This is a genomic window from Pseudomonas sp. 9AZ (genome assembly GCF_902506525.1).
In the GTDB taxonomy this organism is placed as follows: domain Bacteria; phylum Pseudomonadota; class Gammaproteobacteria; order Pseudomonadales; family Pseudomonadaceae; genus Aquipseudomonas; species Aquipseudomonas peli.
This window is the reverse complement of sequence record NZ_LR733840.1, coordinates 3310850-3327167: the sequence shown is the minus strand read 5'-3', so window position 1 is coordinate 3327167 and position 16318 is coordinate 3310850. Positions and strand designations below refer to the sequence as shown.

17 protein-coding genes are annotated in these 16318 nt (G+C 58.4%); 13 read left to right on the top strand and 4 right to left on the bottom strand.

Annotated features, from left to right (window positions below; genetic code table 11):
* Positions 1-229 precede the first annotated feature (229 nt).
* The 7 genes from ALTER154_RS15630 (at position 230) to ALTER154_RS15600 (ending at position 8457) form a co-directional block, all read left to right on the top strand.
* The gene (locus ALTER154_RS15630) at positions 230-1159 is read left to right on the top strand and encodes a 3-hydroxyacyl-CoA dehydrogenase NAD-binding domain-containing protein (protein WP_218585084.1); all 930 of its coding nucleotides are present in this window, start codon (positions 230-232) and stop codon (positions 1157-1159) included.
* Entirely contained in the window at positions 1146-1874 is a 729-nt protein-coding gene (locus tag ALTER154_RS15625; RefSeq protein ID WP_160088396.1) for an aspartate/glutamate racemase family protein, read from the top strand. The genes ALTER154_RS15630 and ALTER154_RS15625 overlap by 14 nt, the downstream gene beginning before the upstream one ends.
* Complete coding sequence (locus tag ALTER154_RS15620; RefSeq protein WP_160088394.1) at positions 1861-3270, top strand: aspartate aminotransferase family protein; 1410 nt, start codon at positions 1861-1863, stop codon at positions 3268-3270. Before ALTER154_RS15625 ends, ALTER154_RS15620 begins: the two co-directional genes overlap by 14 nt.
* Before the next feature lie 27 nt (positions 3271-3297).
* A complete protein-coding gene (locus ALTER154_RS15615; RefSeq protein WP_160088392.1) occupies positions 3298-4056 on the top strand; it encodes an SDR family NAD(P)-dependent oxidoreductase in 759 nt (252 codons plus the stop codon).
* Between the two features lie 35 nt (positions 4057-4091).
* On the top strand, positions 4092-5531 hold the full coding sequence (locus ALTER154_RS15610; protein ID WP_160088390.1) for an aldehyde dehydrogenase family protein: 1440 nt from the start codon (positions 4092-4094) through the stop codon (positions 5529-5531).
* Positions 5532-5664: 133 nt separating this feature from the next.
* Positions 5665-7041, top strand: a complete 1377-nt coding sequence (locus ALTER154_RS15605) for an aspartate aminotransferase family protein (RefSeq protein ID WP_160088388.1) — start codon at positions 5665-5667, stop codon at positions 7039-7041.
* A 36-nt stretch (positions 7042-7077) separates the two neighbouring features.
* Entirely contained in the window at positions 7078-8457 is a 1380-nt protein-coding gene (locus tag ALTER154_RS15600) for a glutamine synthetase family protein (RefSeq protein ID WP_160088386.1), read from the top strand.
* Between the two features lie 39 nt (positions 8458-8496).
* On the opposite strand, the gene ALTER154_RS15595 is transcribed toward ALTER154_RS15600, so the two are convergent.
* Positions 8497-9474, bottom strand: a complete 978-nt coding sequence (locus ALTER154_RS15595) for a GlxA family transcriptional regulator (protein ID WP_160088384.1) — start codon at positions 9472-9474, stop codon at positions 8497-8499.
* 108 nt (positions 9475-9582) lie between these two features.
* A complete protein-coding gene (locus tag ALTER154_RS15590) occupies positions 9583-10389 on the bottom strand; it encodes an SDR family oxidoreductase (protein ID WP_160088382.1) in 807 nt (268 codons plus the stop codon).
* Between the two features lie 276 nt (positions 10390-10665).
* Between ALTER154_RS15590 and ALTER154_RS15585 the strand changes: the two genes are divergently transcribed.
* Entirely contained in the window at positions 10666-11220 is a 555-nt protein-coding gene (locus ALTER154_RS15585) for a cysteine hydrolase family protein (protein ID WP_160088380.1), read from the top strand.
* A 376-nt stretch (positions 11221-11596) separates the two neighbouring features.
* On the opposite strand, the gene ALTER154_RS15580 is transcribed toward ALTER154_RS15585, so the two are convergent.
* On the bottom strand, positions 11597-12100 hold the full coding sequence (locus ALTER154_RS15580) for a MarR family winged helix-turn-helix transcriptional regulator (protein ID WP_160088378.1): 504 nt from the start codon (positions 12098-12100) through the stop codon (positions 11597-11599).
* Between the two features lie 125 nt (positions 12101-12225).
* Between ALTER154_RS15580 and ALTER154_RS15575 the strand changes: the two genes are divergently transcribed.
* On the top strand, positions 12226-12516 hold the full coding sequence (locus ALTER154_RS15575; RefSeq protein ID WP_160090170.1) for an adenylyl-sulfate kinase: 291 nt from the start codon (positions 12226-12228) through the stop codon (positions 12514-12516).
* Here ALTER154_RS15575 and ALTER154_RS15570 read toward each other — a convergent pair.
* Positions 12434-12655: a helix-turn-helix domain-containing protein gene (locus ALTER154_RS15570; protein WP_160088376.1), complete on the bottom strand. Its 222-nt coding sequence runs from the start codon at positions 12653-12655 to the stop codon at positions 12434-12436. The genes ALTER154_RS15575 and ALTER154_RS15570 overlap by 83 nt on opposite strands.
* Positions 12656-12757: 102 nt before the next feature.
* Here ALTER154_RS15570 and ALTER154_RS15565 point away from each other — a divergent pair, with 102 nt between their 5' ends.
* From ALTER154_RS15565 to ALTER154_RS15550, 4 genes are all read left to right on the top strand, one after another.
* Positions 12758-13348 carry a hypothetical protein gene (locus ALTER154_RS15565; RefSeq protein WP_160088374.1) on the top strand — a complete coding sequence of 197 codons (591 nt, stop codon included), beginning with the start codon at positions 12758-12760 and terminating at the stop codon, positions 13346-13348.
* Entirely contained in the window at positions 13345-14745 is a 1401-nt protein-coding gene (locus ALTER154_RS15560; protein WP_160088372.1) for a DEAD/DEAH box helicase, read from the top strand. The genes ALTER154_RS15565 and ALTER154_RS15560 overlap by 4 nt, the downstream gene beginning before the upstream one ends.
* Before the next feature lie 88 nt (positions 14746-14833).
* Positions 14834-15136 carry a hypothetical protein gene (locus ALTER154_RS15555; protein WP_160088370.1) on the top strand — a complete coding sequence of 101 codons (303 nt, stop codon included), beginning with the start codon at positions 14834-14836 and terminating at the stop codon, positions 15134-15136.
* A 70-nt stretch (positions 15137-15206) separates the two neighbouring features.
* Positions 15207-15611: a hypothetical protein gene (locus ALTER154_RS15550; protein ID WP_160088369.1), complete on the top strand. Its 405-nt coding sequence runs from the start codon at positions 15207-15209 to the stop codon at positions 15609-15611.
* Positions 15612-16318 lie beyond the last annotated feature (707 nt).

The window sequence follows — 16318 nt, the reverse complement described above, 5'->3', positions numbered from 1 at the left end:
ATTGCCTCGCCCTATGTCTGGCATGCAGTTTCCCCTCCATTACTTAGCTGTTACTGCCTATGGGGCAGGGCTATCCCGTGCGCTGCGCAGATTTATCTCGGGGTTGCGTTTCGTTCAACCGTCGGCATAGTATGCGATATGTGATCTGCGATCGCAAAATAATAATAAGCCAATAAATATGGCTGTCGAGTCCCGATCAAGAGTTGCCGAAAGGCGTAGGAGGCGTGCAGTGGTTGAATGGAATAAGCCTGTTGCAGTGCTGGGTTGCGGTCTGATCGGCGAGAGCTGGGCTGCGCTTTTTCTGGCCCATGGCTATGACGTCCAAGCCTGGGACCCGTCGCCGCAAGTGCGGCTCGGTTTTACTGCCAGGCTCGAACGTCCCCTGGCGCAGCTAGTGACGCTTGGTTGTGACCCTGCTCGCCGAGGTCGTTTGCAGGTTGCCGAATCGCTGGCTGAGGCCGTAATCGGTGTCGGCTTGGTGCAGGAAAATGCGCCTGAAAATATTCCACTTAAGCAGGGCCTTTATGCCGAGATTGAGGCAGTGGTGTCTGCTGACACAATCATCGCGTCCAGCACATCGGCCTTGACCTGGTCCGAGCTTTCACCCGGCATGCGCAACCCACAGCGTCTGATTACGGCTCACCCCTTCAACCCACCGCACCTGGTGCCTCTGGTGGAGCTGTACGGCATTTCTGCGGCCCATCTCGACAGCGCCGATGGCCTTTACCGCAGCATCGGGCGCAAGCCTGTGTGCTTGAAAAAGGATGCGGTTGGCCATATTGCCAACCGTCTCGCTTCGGCGCTGTGGCGCGAGGCGGTGCATATCGTCGCCGAAGGTATCGCCGATGTGAGTGAGGTGGATGCCGCGCTGGTGCATGGCCCGGGCTTGCGTTGGTCGGTGATGGGCGCACATATGACCTATCACCTGGGCGGTGGCCAGGAGGGGATGGCCCATTATCTGCGTCACCTGGGGCCGAGCCAGGTGCGGCGCTGGGCATCGCTGGGCATGCCGCAACTGACAGAGGCGGTCTGCCAGGCACTTATCAGTGGTGTCGATAAGGAAGCGGCGGGGCGCTCGGTCAGTGAGCTGGAAGTCCAACGTGACGCGCAACTGATCAAAGCGCTGCAGGCGCGGGGAGCGGCTGATGGCATGCTCTGAGCCGGTACGTATCGCCCTGATCCATGCGCTCGAAGAGTCGGTATTGCCGGCGCGCCAGGCGTTTGCCGAAGGCTGGCCTGAGGCCTTCTGCTTTGACCTGCTGGATACCTCGCTGGCCATCGACCTGGCGCACGCTGGGCAACTCGAACCGTCGATGATGACGCGTTTTGAAACCCTGGCTCGCTACTGCCTGGCTCACGATGGCCGGGCGGGCAAGACCCAGGCGATTTTGTTCACCTGTTCGGCCTTCGGCCCGGCCATCGATGCGCTCAAGGCGAGCTTGCCGGTGCCGGTATTGCGCCCGAATGAAGCCGCTTTTGCCGAGGCCCTTGAGCATGGTGACCGCATCGCTCTGCTGGTGACCTACGGCCCTTCCCTGGACGCCCTGCGCAATGAGTTGCTGGCGATGGGGCATGCCCTCGGTCGCACTATCAGTGTGGTGCCGATTCTGGCCGAGGGAGCCCTTGCTGCACTCAAGGCCGGTGACGCTGAGCGTCACGATCAGCTCGCCGCCCAGGCTTGCCTTGAGCTCGCTGGCGTGGATGCCCTGGTGCTCGGGCAGTTTTCCCTGGCTCACGCCGCGACTGCGGTTCAGGCCGTCGTCAGCGTCCCGGTTCTCACTACACCCGGGTGCGCCATCCGCAGCCTGCGCGCGCTTCTTGAACCCTCAGCCGCTGACTCGATTCAGACAGGACTTCGCCATGACCTTCGCTAATACGCACGACCTTGCCGAGATGGATCGCCAGAGCCTGTTTCACCCGCTGACGGCCATCGCCGATCACCTGCGCGATGGCCCTGCCATCTACACCCACGCCGAGGGCGTGTTGATCAGCGACGACCAAGGCCGCGAATTGCTCGATATGGGGGCAGGCCTCTGGTGCGTCAACGTCGGCTATGGCCGCACCGAGCTCGCCGACGCCGCCTACCAGGCCATGAAGCAGCTGAGCTTTCAGCACCTGTTTGGCTCGGCGGCCTCGGAGCCGAGCATCCGCCTGGCCGACCGCCTGCTGAAGCTGTTTCGGAAAACGGCCGATGCCCCGCAAATGGCGCGGGTGTTCTTCGGTACGTCGGGGTCGGATGCCAACGACACGGCGGTGAAGATGGTGCGTTATTACAACAACCTGCTGGGCCGGCCGACCAAGAAGAAGATCATTTCGCGTATCGGTAGCTACCACGGGGTGACGTGCGCCAGTGGCAGCCTTACCGGTATCGAGTCCTATCACAAGGCGTTTGATTTACCCCTTGCAGGCGTGCTGCATACGTCCTGCCCGCACCATTACGCCTTTGCGCAGGTTGGGGAGAACGAAGCGGATTTCTGTAATCGCATGGTCGCTGACCTTGAGGCGCTGATCGCCCGTGAGGGCGGCGACAACATCGCGGCCTTTATCGCCGAACCGGTGATGGGAACCGGCGGCGTGTTGTTGCCGCCGGCCGGCTACTTCGAGCGGGTGCAAGCGCTGCTGGATAAGCACGAGATCCTGCTGATCGTCGATGAGGTGATCACTGGCTTTGGTCGAACCGGTCACTGGTTTGGCACCGGTGCCTACCAGCTGCGCCCGGATATCGTGTCCCTGGCCAAGGGGCTGACCAGCGCGTATTTCCCGCTTTCGGCCTCTATTGTTTCGCAGCGTATGTGGTCCGTGTTCGAGGCCGCATCGCCGGCGGTCGGCACCTTTATGCATGGCTTCACCTATTCCGGCCATCCGGTGGGTTGTGCGGTGGCGCTGGCCAATCTTGATCTGATGGAGCGTGAGGGCCTGGTCGAGAACGCCTCACGCATGGGGCCTTATCTACTGGACGCGCTGCAGACCCGCTTGGGGGATAACCCCTATGTCGGCGATATCCGCGGTATCGGTCTGATGGTGGGAGTGGAGTTCGTCGCCGATCGGGCCACTCGCAAGCCTTTTGCGGCGCATCAGGCCCCCCATCGTATCGTCGCTCGGCATGCCAAGAATGCCGGCGTGCTGACCCGCGCACTGCCGTTCGGCCACGTCAACTCCTTCTCTCCGCCACTCTCGATTACAGCAGCGGAAATTGACCGTGCCGTTGATGCCTATGCACGAGCGCTGAAGACGGCGCGGCCGGAGCTGGATGCGTTGCTCGGGGCTTGAGGCCTTTATTTCAACAGGAGAGTTTCCATGTCGTTTCAGGGTCAGGTGTGCATCGTTACGGGCGCTACATCCGGTATAGGTCATGCGGTTGCCGAGGAGTTGGCGAGCCGTGGGGCCGTGCTGGTGCTGGTCGGGCGTGACCGAAGCAAGGGCGAGGCGCTCGTCACGGCGCTTGCCGGGCAGGGCGCGCGGGCGCTTTTCTTCGCCGCGGATCTCACCGACCGTCAAGCACCTCGGGGCATTGTTCAGGCTACGCTCGATGCCTACGGCCGCATCGATGTGCTGATCAACAATGCCGGCATGTTGATCAATGGCAGCGCTCTGGAGTGCACCGACGAGCAGTGGGATCAGGTGCTCGATCTCAACCTGTCAGCCGCGTTTCGGCTATCGCGCGAGGTGTTGCCGAGCATGCTCAAACAGGCATCCGGTTCTATCGTCAACGTGGCCTCGGATTGGGCGTTGATGGGGGCCAAAGGGGCCACGGCCTACTGCGTGTCCAAGGCGGCCCTGACCCAATTGACCCGCTGCATGGCCCTGGATTACGCGACCCAGGGCGTGCGGGTAAACGCGGTGTGTCCATCCGATACCGACACCCCCATGCTGGATCTGGCCTACGAGGGCGATGACCGTGAATGGAAGGTGCAGGCCCTGGCTGCAACTATCCCCATGGGCCGCGTGGCGCGTGTCGAGGAGGTGGCCAAGGCTGTGGCCTTCCTGGCCTCCAGCGATGCCAGCTTTATGACCGGGGCTCTGGTGCCTGTAGATGGCGGCACCACTGCGCAGTAATTCCGCGCCCTTATATCCGCGAGAAAGGATCCGAAATGTCCAGCATTCAGCGTAACTACATAGCCGGGGCTTGGTGGGAAGGTGTGGGGGTTATGGAGAACCTTAACCCTTCCGATCTCAGCGATCTGATCGGGCTCTATGCGATCGCCAGCCCCGAAGATGTGGCCGATGCCTGTGCCGCTGCTGCGGAGGCTCAGGTTGCCTGGGCCGCTGCCGGGCCACAGCTGCGCGCCAACGTGCTTAGCCGAATTGCCCGGGGCATCGAAAAGCGCGAAACCGAGATCGCCACGATGCTGGCCCGCGAGGAGGGCAAGATCTTTTCCGAGGCAGTCGCCGAAACGCGTCGTGCTGCTCAGGTCTTTCGCTTCTATGCCGGTGAGGCATTAAGGGTAGGGGGCGAGGCGATTGCATCAGTACGTCAGGGTATCGACGTTGAGGTGACACGAGAGCCGCTCGGGGTGGTTGGACTTATCACACCCTGGAATTTCCCCATCGCCATTCCTGCCTGGAAGGTGGCCCCCGCACTGGCCTACGGCAACGCAGTGGTGCTTAAACCCGCCGAGCTGACGCCTGGTACGGCGCGTCTTCTGGCCCGGGTTATTGCTGACGCCGGCTGCCCTGTGGGTGTGTTCAATTTGGTGATGGGCCCCGGTGCCAGTGTCGGTGCTGCTTTGGTAGATGACCCGCATGTCAGGGCGTTGTCCTTTACCGGCTCGGTGCCGACCGGGCAACGCATTGCCCAGAGCGCGGCCGCTGGGATGAAGCGGGTGCAGCTGGAAATGGGCGGCAAGAACCCGATGGTGATCATGGCCGATGCCGACCTTGAGATTGCCGTAGCCGCCTCGCTCAATGGCTCGTTTTTCTCTACCGGTCAGCGCTGCACGGCGTCCTCGCGGCTGATCGTGCAGGCCTCTATTCACGATGCCTTTGTTGATGAGTTATCGCGGCAGTTGGCCGCTCTCAAAGTCGGCCATGCCCTGGCCCCGGACAGCCAGATGGGCCCGGTGGTCTCGGCCGAGCAATTGGCCAGCAACCTCAGCTATGTCGATCTAGCTGCGGCCGAGGGCTGTGAAGTGCGCGGGGGAGAGCGGCTGGAGCTGTCGACCCAGGGCTTTTTCCAACGCCCGGCGTTATTTCTTGGCGCGCGTTCCGAAATGCGGGTTTGTCAGGAAGAGATCTTCGGCCCCTGTGCCAGCGTGATCAAGGTCGCGGATTTTGACGAGGCCTTGCATGTTGCCAACGACACGCCTTTTGGGCTTTCCGCCGGGATCTGCACCAGTAGCCTGCGCTATGCGCGTGAGTTCCGCCGCCGCGTGCAGAGCGGCATGGTGATGGTCAATGTGCCGACCGCCGGTGTTGATTACCACGTGCCATTCGGCGGCGCTAAAGGCAGCAGTTTCGGTCCCCGAGAGCAGGGGCGCTCTGCTGCCGAGTTTTATACATCAAGCAAAACCGCCTACGTGTTTGCCGGCTGATGGACATGGTCGCGGAGCATTTTGCCGGGCCTGCCCCTCCCGATTGATGGCGTTTTAGCGGCGGCAAACCTGCGCTGCCGGCGTACGAAAAATCCGTCAATCAACGGCACCCTATTGAACAGTGAGTCCTTCCATGAACGCTTCTCTGAATAGCCAGAAACTTAAATCGCTGGATGCCCTGCATCACCTGCATCCGTTTACCAATACCCGGGCGTTGAATGAACGCGGTGCGCGGGTTATCGAGTCGGCCCATGGGGTTTACCTGCGCGACAGCGACGGAAACCGCATCCTCGATGGCATGAGCGGGCTGTGGTGTGTCGCGGTTGGGCATGGCCGCACCGATATCGCCGATGCGGTCGCCCAGCAGTTGAAGGATCTGACTTTCTACAACACCTTCTTCAACACCACCCACCCGCCAGTGGTCGAGCTGTCGCAGATGCTCGCCGAGCTGACGCCGCCGCAGTTCAATCGTTTCTTCTATACCGGCTCCGGTTCTGAGTCGAACGACACCATTATTCGCCTGGTGCGCTATTACTGGCAGCTGCTGGGCAAGCCTGAAAAGAAGGTCATCATCGGGCGCAACAACGGTTATCACGGTTCCACCATTGCAGCGGCTTCACTGGGCGGCTTCGGGGCCATGCAGCAGCAGGGCATGCTCCCTGGTGTGGTCCACGCGCCACAACCCTTCTGGTGGGCGAACGGCGGCGATATGGACGCGCAAACCTTCGGCCGCCATGTCGCCAGGCAGACGTTGGAGATGATTGATCAGCTTGGCACGGACAAGGTGGCGGCCATGATTGCCGAGCCGATTCAGGGCGCAGGAGGGGTGATCATCCCGCCAAGCAGCTATTGGCCGGAGCTGTCGGCTGGCCTCAAGCAGCGCGACATTCTGTTGATTTCCGATGAGGTTATTTGTGGTTTCGGCCGTACGGGGCATTGGTTCGGTTGCGAACTGATGGGCACCGAGCCGGACTTTATGACCCTGGCCAAAGGCATTACCTCGGGCTACGTGCCCATGGGCGCGGTGGCGGTCTCGGACCGTGTGGCGGCTGTGCTGTTGGAGCTTGGTGATGAATTCGCCCACGGCTTTACCTATTCCGGCCACCCGGCAGCCTGCGCGGCAGCCATTGCCAACCTGCGCATTCTGCAAAGCGAGAAGCTGGTGGAGCGGGTGCGCGACGATATCGGGCCGTACCTGCAGAGCAAGTGGAAGGCCCTCAGCGATCATCCGCTGGTAGGTGAGGCGGTGATGGAGGGGCTGATCGGTTCGTTCCAGTTCTGCGCTGACAAGGCTGCACGCACCACCTTCCCCGAGGCGGCCAAGATTGGTCTTGTGGCCCGTGACTTTTCCTTTAACAACGGTTTGATCATGCGCGCAGTCGGCGACCGTATGGTGATTGCGCCGCCGTACTCGCTGACGTATGCCGAGGCGGACGAGCTTATGGCTACTGTCTACAAGGTGCTCGATCTGACTTACGCCCATGTGCGTAGCCTGGGGTTGGCGAAGTAAGCCGCTGTTTTAATCCACTCTTAATGGTTAGTTCGAATGAACGTTAAATCGCCCACAGGGGCAGAGCTGCGCGAGGTGCATGAGTTCCTCGCCAAGTATCCGGATGTGCAAGGCATCGATGTGGTGCTCAACGACTGCCATGGCATCGGCCGTGGCAAAACCATTCGCCGGCATGAGCTTGACGCACTGTACCTTAGCGGCCGGCCGATTCCGGCTTCGATGTTCGGCCAGGATGTGGCCGGTGATGATGTTGACGATACCGGCCTGGTGTTGCATGACGGTGGTGGCGATAAACGTTGCTGGCCGATTCCCGGCACACTGGGCGTGCTGCCTCATGCCAAGCGTGGCCAGGTATTGGTCAGTATGTTCGAGGCCGATGGCTCGCCGTTCAGTGCCGACCCACGCCAGGCACTGGTGCGCCAGGTCGAGGCGGCCAAGGCCTTGGGCTTTTCGCCCATGGGGGCTTTCGAGCTGGAGTTCTATCTGGTGGATAACGAGCGTGATGCGCAAGGTCGTTATCAGCCGGCTCGCTATGCCCTGACCGGGCGACGCTCACTGAACCGCAACACCATGTCGGTCGATGAGCTGGACGAAATGGCCCCCTTCTTCGAGATGATTTACGCCGGGGCCGAGCATCTGGGCATACCCTTGGAATCGGTGATTTCCGAATACGCCGTTGGCCAGTACGAGCTCACCATTCGCTACCGTGACCTGCTGCGGGCAGCCGACGATCTGGTGATCGCCAAGCGCCTGGTGCGCTCGGCGGCCAGACGCCTCGGCATGGAGGCCTGCTTTATGGCCAAGCCCTTCAGCCAGGAGGCCGGCTCCGGGATGCACCTGCATTTGTCCCTGGAGGATGCCGAGGGCAACAACCGTTATGCCGACACGGCAGAGGGGCAGTTGAGTGCTCTGATGCTCCAGTCCATCGGCGGCGTGCGTCAGACCATCGGCGATACCCTGCTGGTGCTGGCCCCCTTCCTCAATTCCTGGCGGCGCTTTGCCTCGGTGTTGTACTCGCCAGCCTCCGATACCTGGGGCTTCGAGAATCGCACCGTTGCTATCCGGGTGCCGAATACGTCGGCAAAGGCGCGGCACTTCGAGCACAGGGTGGCGGGGGTGGATGCCAATCCCTATCTGGTGGCGGCCGTTACCCTGGCAGGCGCGCTCAAGGGCATCGAAGAGGGGTGCGATCCGGGGCCGGCGGCAGAGGGCAACAGCTACAACGATGCCCATGTCAGTGACCTGCCCAGAACCTGGCTGGAGGCAATCGACCGCCTGGAGGGTTCGGCCTTTATGCGCGAGGTGTTAGGGCTGCCGCTGCATCAGGCGTTTGTTGCCATCAAGCGTGCGGAGTATCAGCGTCTGGCGCTGCATGTCACCGAGGTGGAATGGGATCTTTACGGCTTCGCCGTTTGATCGGCCGCCCAGTCAGGGCATTTGTGCCCTGGCCGGGTTTCAGCCTTTGTGAGCAACGCCAAAGCGGCTGCGATAGTGGGCGGGGGCTAAGCCGGTGACTTTGCTGAAGAGCCTGCGAAAGGCCCCTGTATCGCGGTAGCCAACCGTCCATGCAATGTTCTCAATGGTACGGCTGGTCAACTCGAGCAACTCACAGGCTTTGCCGATGCGCAGCGCCTGGCAATACTCGGTGGGTGTCAGGCCGGTTGCGTGACGGAAGCGCCGCAGCAGGGTGCGTTCACCCAGATTGGCGTAGGCAGCCAGCTGGCTGATACGTTCAATTTGCCCCGCATGGGTGTGCAGCCAGTGCTGGGCCTTAACAATCACCTCGTCACCATGGCTCAGATTTGGCACAAACCGCTTGAAGCATTGTTGTGAGTGGCGCGCCGGATCCAGCACCAGAAAACGCGCCGTTGCGGCGGCGAGGCTTGGGCCGAGCAGGCGCTCCACCAGGGTCAGGCCCAGGTCCGTCCAGGCCATAAGCCCGCCTGCGGTAATCACATCGCCGTGATCGATGATCATCTTGTCGACATTGACCGCTATGGCTGGATAACGGCTTGCCAGGTCGCTTGCCAGACTCCAGTGCGTGGTCGCCGAACGGCCGTCCAGCAGACCAGCCTCCGCCAGCATGTAGACGCCTGCACATACCGAAGTGATGAGGGTACCGGCGCTGTGCCAGGACTTTAGCGCGGGAATAAACGGCTGTGCCGACTGCGCGTCCAGATGATCGCCCAGGCAGGGCGGCACGATCAGGATGGCTGGACAATGCGCTGCTGCAGATGCGTCAGCGCAGGTCAGTTGTGCCTGAGTGTCGAGTTGCCACTGGCTGACATAAATCTCCGGCGCGCTTGCGGTCGAGTGCTCACGGCGCAACTGGTTGGCCACGGTGAAAATATCGGCGAGGCCATAGATGGCCGCCCGCTGCGCGCCAGGGTAAAGCAAGATGCCGACCTGAATCCTGGGGGCTGTGTTCGTCATTGTCAGTTCTTCCAGGCTGCAGGCAATTCGTGTTTAGCGATACAGCCCGCAACGGGGACGTGGCCGACGAGAAACCTATGCTCGAACAGCCTAGGAACTTTTCTCGCTTCAGGTGTCTGTGTGTTTGTAACGGGCGGCGGCGCTGCTGTGCGAGAGGTTCGGCCCGAGCTTGGCTCGAGCACCGACAAACCCTTGCCAATCGGCGGCATCGGGCAATGATGGGATGGTGATCAGTTCGCCCTGATCGAAGCCGGCCAGTGCCGCATCGACCATTTCACCTACCTCCATGACTATGTTTGGCGGCACTTTAGAACCATCCATGCCGCTGCGCTCCCATATTTCGGTGCGGGTAAGCCCTGGTAATACGGCCTGTACCTGCAGGCCCAAGGGCTTCACTTCTCCGTTCAGGGTCTGGGTGAGGCTCAGAACATAAGCCTTGGTGGCGCTGTATACGGCATTGAACATCTCAGGGGCCAGGGCCACGATCGAGGCGATATTGATGATCGCGCCCCGTCCGGCAGCGCCGAAGTTGGCAGCGGCCGCGCTGGACAAATGAGTCAGCGACACGACGTTGAGCAGGATCATACGATCGACGGTGTCGAGGTCGGTCTCGGCCAGTTGACCATTCATGGCCATCCCTGCGTTATTGATCAGCACGCTGATGGCCTTGTCATTGCGCAGGCGCAGGGTGACGGCCTGCAGGTCGGCCTTGTCGGTTAGGTCGGCTTGCATGACTTCAGCCTTCACGCCGAATTCCGCGCTCAACCGTGCAGAGAGTGTTTGCAGACGGGGCAGATCGCGTGCGACCAGCAGCAGATCGTAGCCGCGTCGCGCCATACGCTCGGCATAGGTGGCACCAATGCCTGATGATGCGCCGGTAATCAGTGCGGTGCCTTTTTCGTTATGCGTGCTCATTTCGTGTCTCCTGGAGGGCGCTCGGGGCAGAAGATATAGTGGCTAAAGGAATATCAGGCTCAATCAATATAGCTATTATTTATTTGGCTTCATAAGAGTGTCGAGACAGGGTGCCCGCCCGCTGCGCGCCGGGAAGAATAGGATGCAGACCTCGGCCCTATGCGCGCCAGTCATTGTCAGTTCTTCCAGCAAGAATGTCGGATTTGCCAATCCATCAAGCCGGTGCTAAGCCCCTAGGCTATGCACTTATCTTCCAATGAGTTGATGGAGTGTGTCATGACCAAGCGGGCCCTGGTGCTGGTGGATATCCAGAACGACTATTTTGCAACCGGTAAGTGGCCGCTCGAAGGCGTCGATGCGGCTGCTGATAATGCCGCGCGGATTCTCGCGCATGCGCGTAGCTGTGGTCATTTGGTGGTGCATATACGCCACGAATTCAACGAAGGCGATGCGCCGTTCTTCGAGCCGGGCAGCGAGGGTGCGATGACCCACAGCAAGGTGGCCAGCCGTGCTGGCGAACCTGTGGTCCTCAAGCATCAGGTCAATGCCTTTGTTGATACCCCGCTCAAGTCGATTCTCGGCGAACAGGGCATCGAGCAACTCACCCTTGTCGGCAATATGAGCCATATGTGTGTGGACGCCATCGCCAGAGCGGCCGCCGATTATGGCTATGCCAATACCGTGATCGCAGACGCATGCGCCAGTCATGAGCTAGAGTTCGGCGGCGTTAAGGTGCCCGCAGCCCAGGTGCATGCTGCGTTTATGGCCGCGCTGGCATTCGCTTACGCCGAAGTCCTATCTACCGACGAATACCTCGCTCATAGGTTCTGATTCTTTCCATTGCTGTGTCACACATAGCCTCATTGCCATCAGTCAGATATGATCGGCATGTACAGTGGGGGCGATTCAAGGCGGCAAAGAACAATGGTGTGATGGCAAGGCTTGTCGAAGGATATGACGGTACCGCTTCATCACTTCACTCGCTACTGAAGAGTCTGAGAGTGGAGTAGCGCCACCATATCTGTAGCCATACTGCTGGGTATCTATGTACCAACAGCAAGGTTATAGGTTAAACACGATTACTTACTTTCAGAGGTTGCGATTGCAGGGGGCGCTTCTTACAAGTGATTTGCTGTCTTCCGCTTTTTGAGAAATCGCAATCAACAAAAGCTTTTACAAGGTGGCTCAACGTTCCGGTAAATGGAGTTCAATGATCTTCATCTACGGCATTCGCAACCGGACAGTTCTTGCAAGACGCGGGGTCGCACAGTCTACAAACTGAATAGGCTTGATCGAGATCATGTACCAAACCTTTGAGTAGCTTTTCGGTTATCCGACCAAGAATTTCGCGCTCACCCGGATCAAGAACTTCCAAAGCACGAGCTATACGTTCATGGCGTACAGCTCGCACCGCAGCACAGTTCGTATTTCCCGTAGCAGTAAGGTGGAGCGCAACGCTGCGGCGATCAGCTTCTGCTTGCCTACGTTCTACTACGCCCTGGGTAACAAGCCTATCAACAAGACGCACAGCTCCAGGATGAGATAATCCCAAGGCTCGCCTCAAGCGCTCTATAGACAGGCCTGGTTCATGACCGAGTAAGGCAATAGCAGCAGCTGCCGGGCCAACCTCCGGCGCCTCTTCTTGAGTGCCTTGATGGATAGAGTCAGAAATCGCCAGCGACAGCGCCCCAACTATGTTTTCGAGTTTCATATCTTTCATGAGCTAAATATGTGTGCATGGTGCATGTATTGCAAGTTGTTTAGATGATGAACGCCCGTCAAGGGGGACACCCAGAGATACACAAATCTTGCAGGGCGTAGGTTGGGCAGTCCACGCTGGCTTATGCCCTAGAGGCACAGCTGCATAAGCTTCAACGGCGCGGCGTTGTGCTAGATGGCTATAGCCTGCGAGGCGGCTTATGCGCGGATCTGGGTTTTACTGCAGATGATCGCCATGAAAACCTACGGCGTGCTGCAGAGGTTGCCAAGTTGTTTGCCGAACCCGGGCTGATTTACATTGCGGCTTTTATCTCAGTCAGCTGGGCTACCGCTCTGCGGCCTGGGGCAGTAGATCGGACGGATCGCAGGACAGCTCACCTGCGATTCGGTAAAGCTTCTCGACGGTGATGTTTACTTCGCCTCGTTCGATTCGTCCCATGTAGCTGCGATCAATGCTGCAGGCCAGGGCGAGTGCATCCTGAGAAATTCGGCAGGTCTTTCTCTGTGCCCGGATGCGTTCCCCTAAAGCTTTCGCCAAATTATCCATGACCGTCTCAATTTCACTTGAGGCGGCACTATCGTGCGTTTGCGGATGCACAGGACACGGACTATAATCCGCATTTTTCCGCTATTATTCTTCTGGTGCCCAATGAAATCGGCCTCGTTCATTTTTGACAGGCGTCTGTATGGACTGCTTCAGGAGGAAGGCCGCACACAGTTCACCACCCGCGAGTTGCGCGATGCTTATGCCACAAGCCTGGAAGGCATGAATTTCCGCATCGCCGATGTGCGTCGTTATGTGTATGAGCAGATCCGTCGATTACTGCGCATGGGCTGGATTGTGCTGGATGAGGATCGCCGTGTTCGGGGGCAGGTCTACCATTTGCAGCCGATTCCGGCCCAACTTCAACTGGAGCTGGTCGACAACGGGTTTGAAAACAGCCTCAAAACTGCCAGTGAGCCTGAAAAGGAACCTGCAGTGCTCGAAGTTGCGACCTTGCCGCTTAAATCTCCAACCAATACGGATCAGCAGTTGGAAGTTCTTCACAAGGAGATCCGCTTGGACTTCCTGGCTTCGATGGGCGAGGCGGAGCGCTACAAGCTACTTCTGGACGAGATGCCTCATCTGCGGGACAGGATTGAAGGCGATTACCTGGAGGCCAAAGATCGTAGTTCGCGCCTACTTGGACATCTTCGCGCCATCGAAAGGACCCTCAACACGCTTGCCGCATCACAATGAGCGGAGCACTGAGAGACTGGCAAAACAGCTGCATCAATAAGGCGTTGGAACACTTTAACGTCACGACGCATTTTTTCTGCCAGGCAACGCCGGGGGCCGGGAAGACGCGCATGGCTGCGGAACTGGCTAGCCGGCTGCTTGAGCAGGACAGGATCGACTTGGTGATGTGCTTTGCGCCCTCCTGCCAGGTCGTTGAAGGCTTCCGTTCGACCTTTACTGAGACGCTAGGCAAGCGTCTCGACGGCCAAATAGGTGCTGTGGGTGCGGCCTACACCTACCAGGCTATGGAATACCGTGATGAGGGATTCTGGCAGCTTCTTGATGACTACCGTGTGCTCGTGGTTTTCGATGAGATCCACCATTGCGCAGGCCACGATCCGCTGCTCAGCAATGCCTGGGGGCAGCAGATACTGCACCGTGTACAAGATCGCGCTGCCTTCACGCTAGCGTTGTCAGGCACACCCTGGCGATCGGACGACAAGGCTATCGCTCTGGCTCGTTACTCCATGCCCGAGGGGCATCTGATCTGTGATTACCGTTACGGCTTGAGAGACGCCATTGCCGATGGCGTGTGCCGGTCCCCTCGTATTGTCCTGCTCGATAATCAGAAGGTGAAGCTCACGGAAGAACTGGGTGCTGATCGCTCTGTGAGGCTCTTTCCAAGCATTGCCAAGCTCTTGGGCGAGTCCCCCGTCACCTACGAGGAACTGCTGCGCCATGACGAGGTGATCGATCAGCTCCTCGACATTGGCTGCAGCAAGCTCAATGAGCTTCGTAAGATGAAACCTGATGCAGCCGGTTTAGTGGTTGCTACCGACATCGAGCACGCCCAGCAAATAGCCCGGGCCCTGGACGCTAGGGGCGAGGTTTGCCGCATTGTGACCAACAAGACCCTAGATGTGCAGCAGGTGATCAATGCATTCCGGGGTAGCACCTGCCGCTGGATTGTCGCCGTCGGGATGATCAGCGAAGGCACCGACATTCCCCGCCTGCAAGTGTGCTGCTATCTCAGTCGTATCCGCACCGAGCTGCATTACCGACAAGTGCTGGGGCGGGTACTGCGGCGCACAGGTATATCGGATGACCAAGCATGGCTATTTATGCTGGCGGAACCGACGCTTCAAGGCTTTGCGGAGCGAATAGCAGATGACTTGCCGGATGATTTGGCGGTGCTGAATGAGGTGCGGACTCCGAGACCTACCCCAGATTCGAAGCCTGAGCCGATTGTTACTGCCAGCAACGTCGATGGGATGGATGGTGCAGCCTTAGTTAGGGCTGCGCAGGCTATTGAGTCGAGGGCAGCGAACATCATTTCGCTAGCTGGTTTTGCAGCTGAATCCGCATATCAGGTCAGCTTTTCTCAACATTACAGGCAGCAGTTGTTGGCTTGTTTTTGATGTGACGCCTAGTTCATTGGAGTAGTGCTCACATGTGAACGGCCAAGGTCGACCGCTTCATTCTCTAGAAAATTACTCAGGTGTGAGCATGGAAATCAAATCGCTGGCGACGGTCGCCATGATTGAGGATGTGATTTGCGACGTTTGCTCCTCTAGTACCCGCATCCCCAGTTATGGCTTGCAATATGGCAGGCTCGAAGCGCAATGGGGTTACGGCGCTCAACATGACGGAGAGCACTACCAGGTCCACCTCTGTGAGCTTTGCTTTTTCAGAGTGTTAAGCAGCTTGCGTAGAGAGCGCATGGTCAACGGCATGTTCGATGACGACAAGTCCTTCTCCGCCGACGGGTTCGGGCTGATAAGCGCAGATAATTTTTTGGGGGCGAATTGATGACTGAGTGGCAGGTGCGTTGCCTTCTAACCCCTATCGTCGTGCCTGCTTGCAGGCTGGAGTTCAGTAAATGGCTCAAATAAGCATTGAAAAAATCAGTGATTTTCTAACAAGCGAAGGCAATGCAATACATAGCGCCTGTGACGACGAGGCTGCTGGCATCGCGCTGGCTCAGGAGCTGTGCCCTGGAAAACCATACTGTTCAGTAAGGCAATGGATTCTCGTCGACCTGGATATTTCAGATGACAAGAAGGCTTTGGTTACAGAGCAAGGTTTTCAGCCAATCCTTCTCTACGCCCACACCGTAGTAACCGATAGTGCTCGTCGATTTTTACCAGGCGATTGGGTCAGAAGCACGCTCCTAGTCGATCTAAAAAGTAATTATCTTTTTGAAACCCAAAATAGCGTTTACATCCTCTTGGGCGCGGGAAGCCGGAAGGCAGCAGAACCAGCTGTCGTGACCAGCATATTTTGATAAGCGGCGGAGAGCTACAAGATGACGAAGCGTCTACCCGTATAAAATCTGCTTACCTTTTTGGTGATCTAGATGATGCCTGCACTCGAAAAAACGCAACGTCGCTCCCACGTGGTCCATGTCCAGGCCACCAACAACCTTGCGGGCGCTCGCATGAGCTCTTACATGTCCTCGAAAATGGCTGACTATGTGAAAGGCCGCATTTTCTCGGCTGAACTTGTAGCAGCCGCAAAAGCTCGCTACGGAATCCATGACTGAGTAAGTCAATTCCTTCAACGCTATGGCCTTTGCGGTCCTCTCTATGGCCCAGCCTGTCTAATCAATTTGCCGGCTCCCATCTAAACGTCTGCTTCTGGCCGATTCCGTTGAAAAAGTCCCGTCGCGATTTTTGCTCATGAAAGAGTATTAGAGACGTTGAAATCTGGTTCACTCAGAAGCCGAAGCTGTCTTGGTTTTCACGTAACAACGTCGAAATCGAGCGATTTTTGTGCTGCCGAAAAGCAGCACTCTCAAAAACCGACTTTTTCAACAGAATCGGCCGATTTCTGCCCTTCATAACCGGAAACTGTCGGCCATAAACAGTCACTCGTCAAAACAGATTCCGACCCAGCGCTGTCTGTCGAAAAAGCTGGTGAAGAAATAAACGTTGTCCACCCTACAGAGTTATCGAAATTGCTTAAGGTGGGAACCGCGTAGCGTTTTCCACC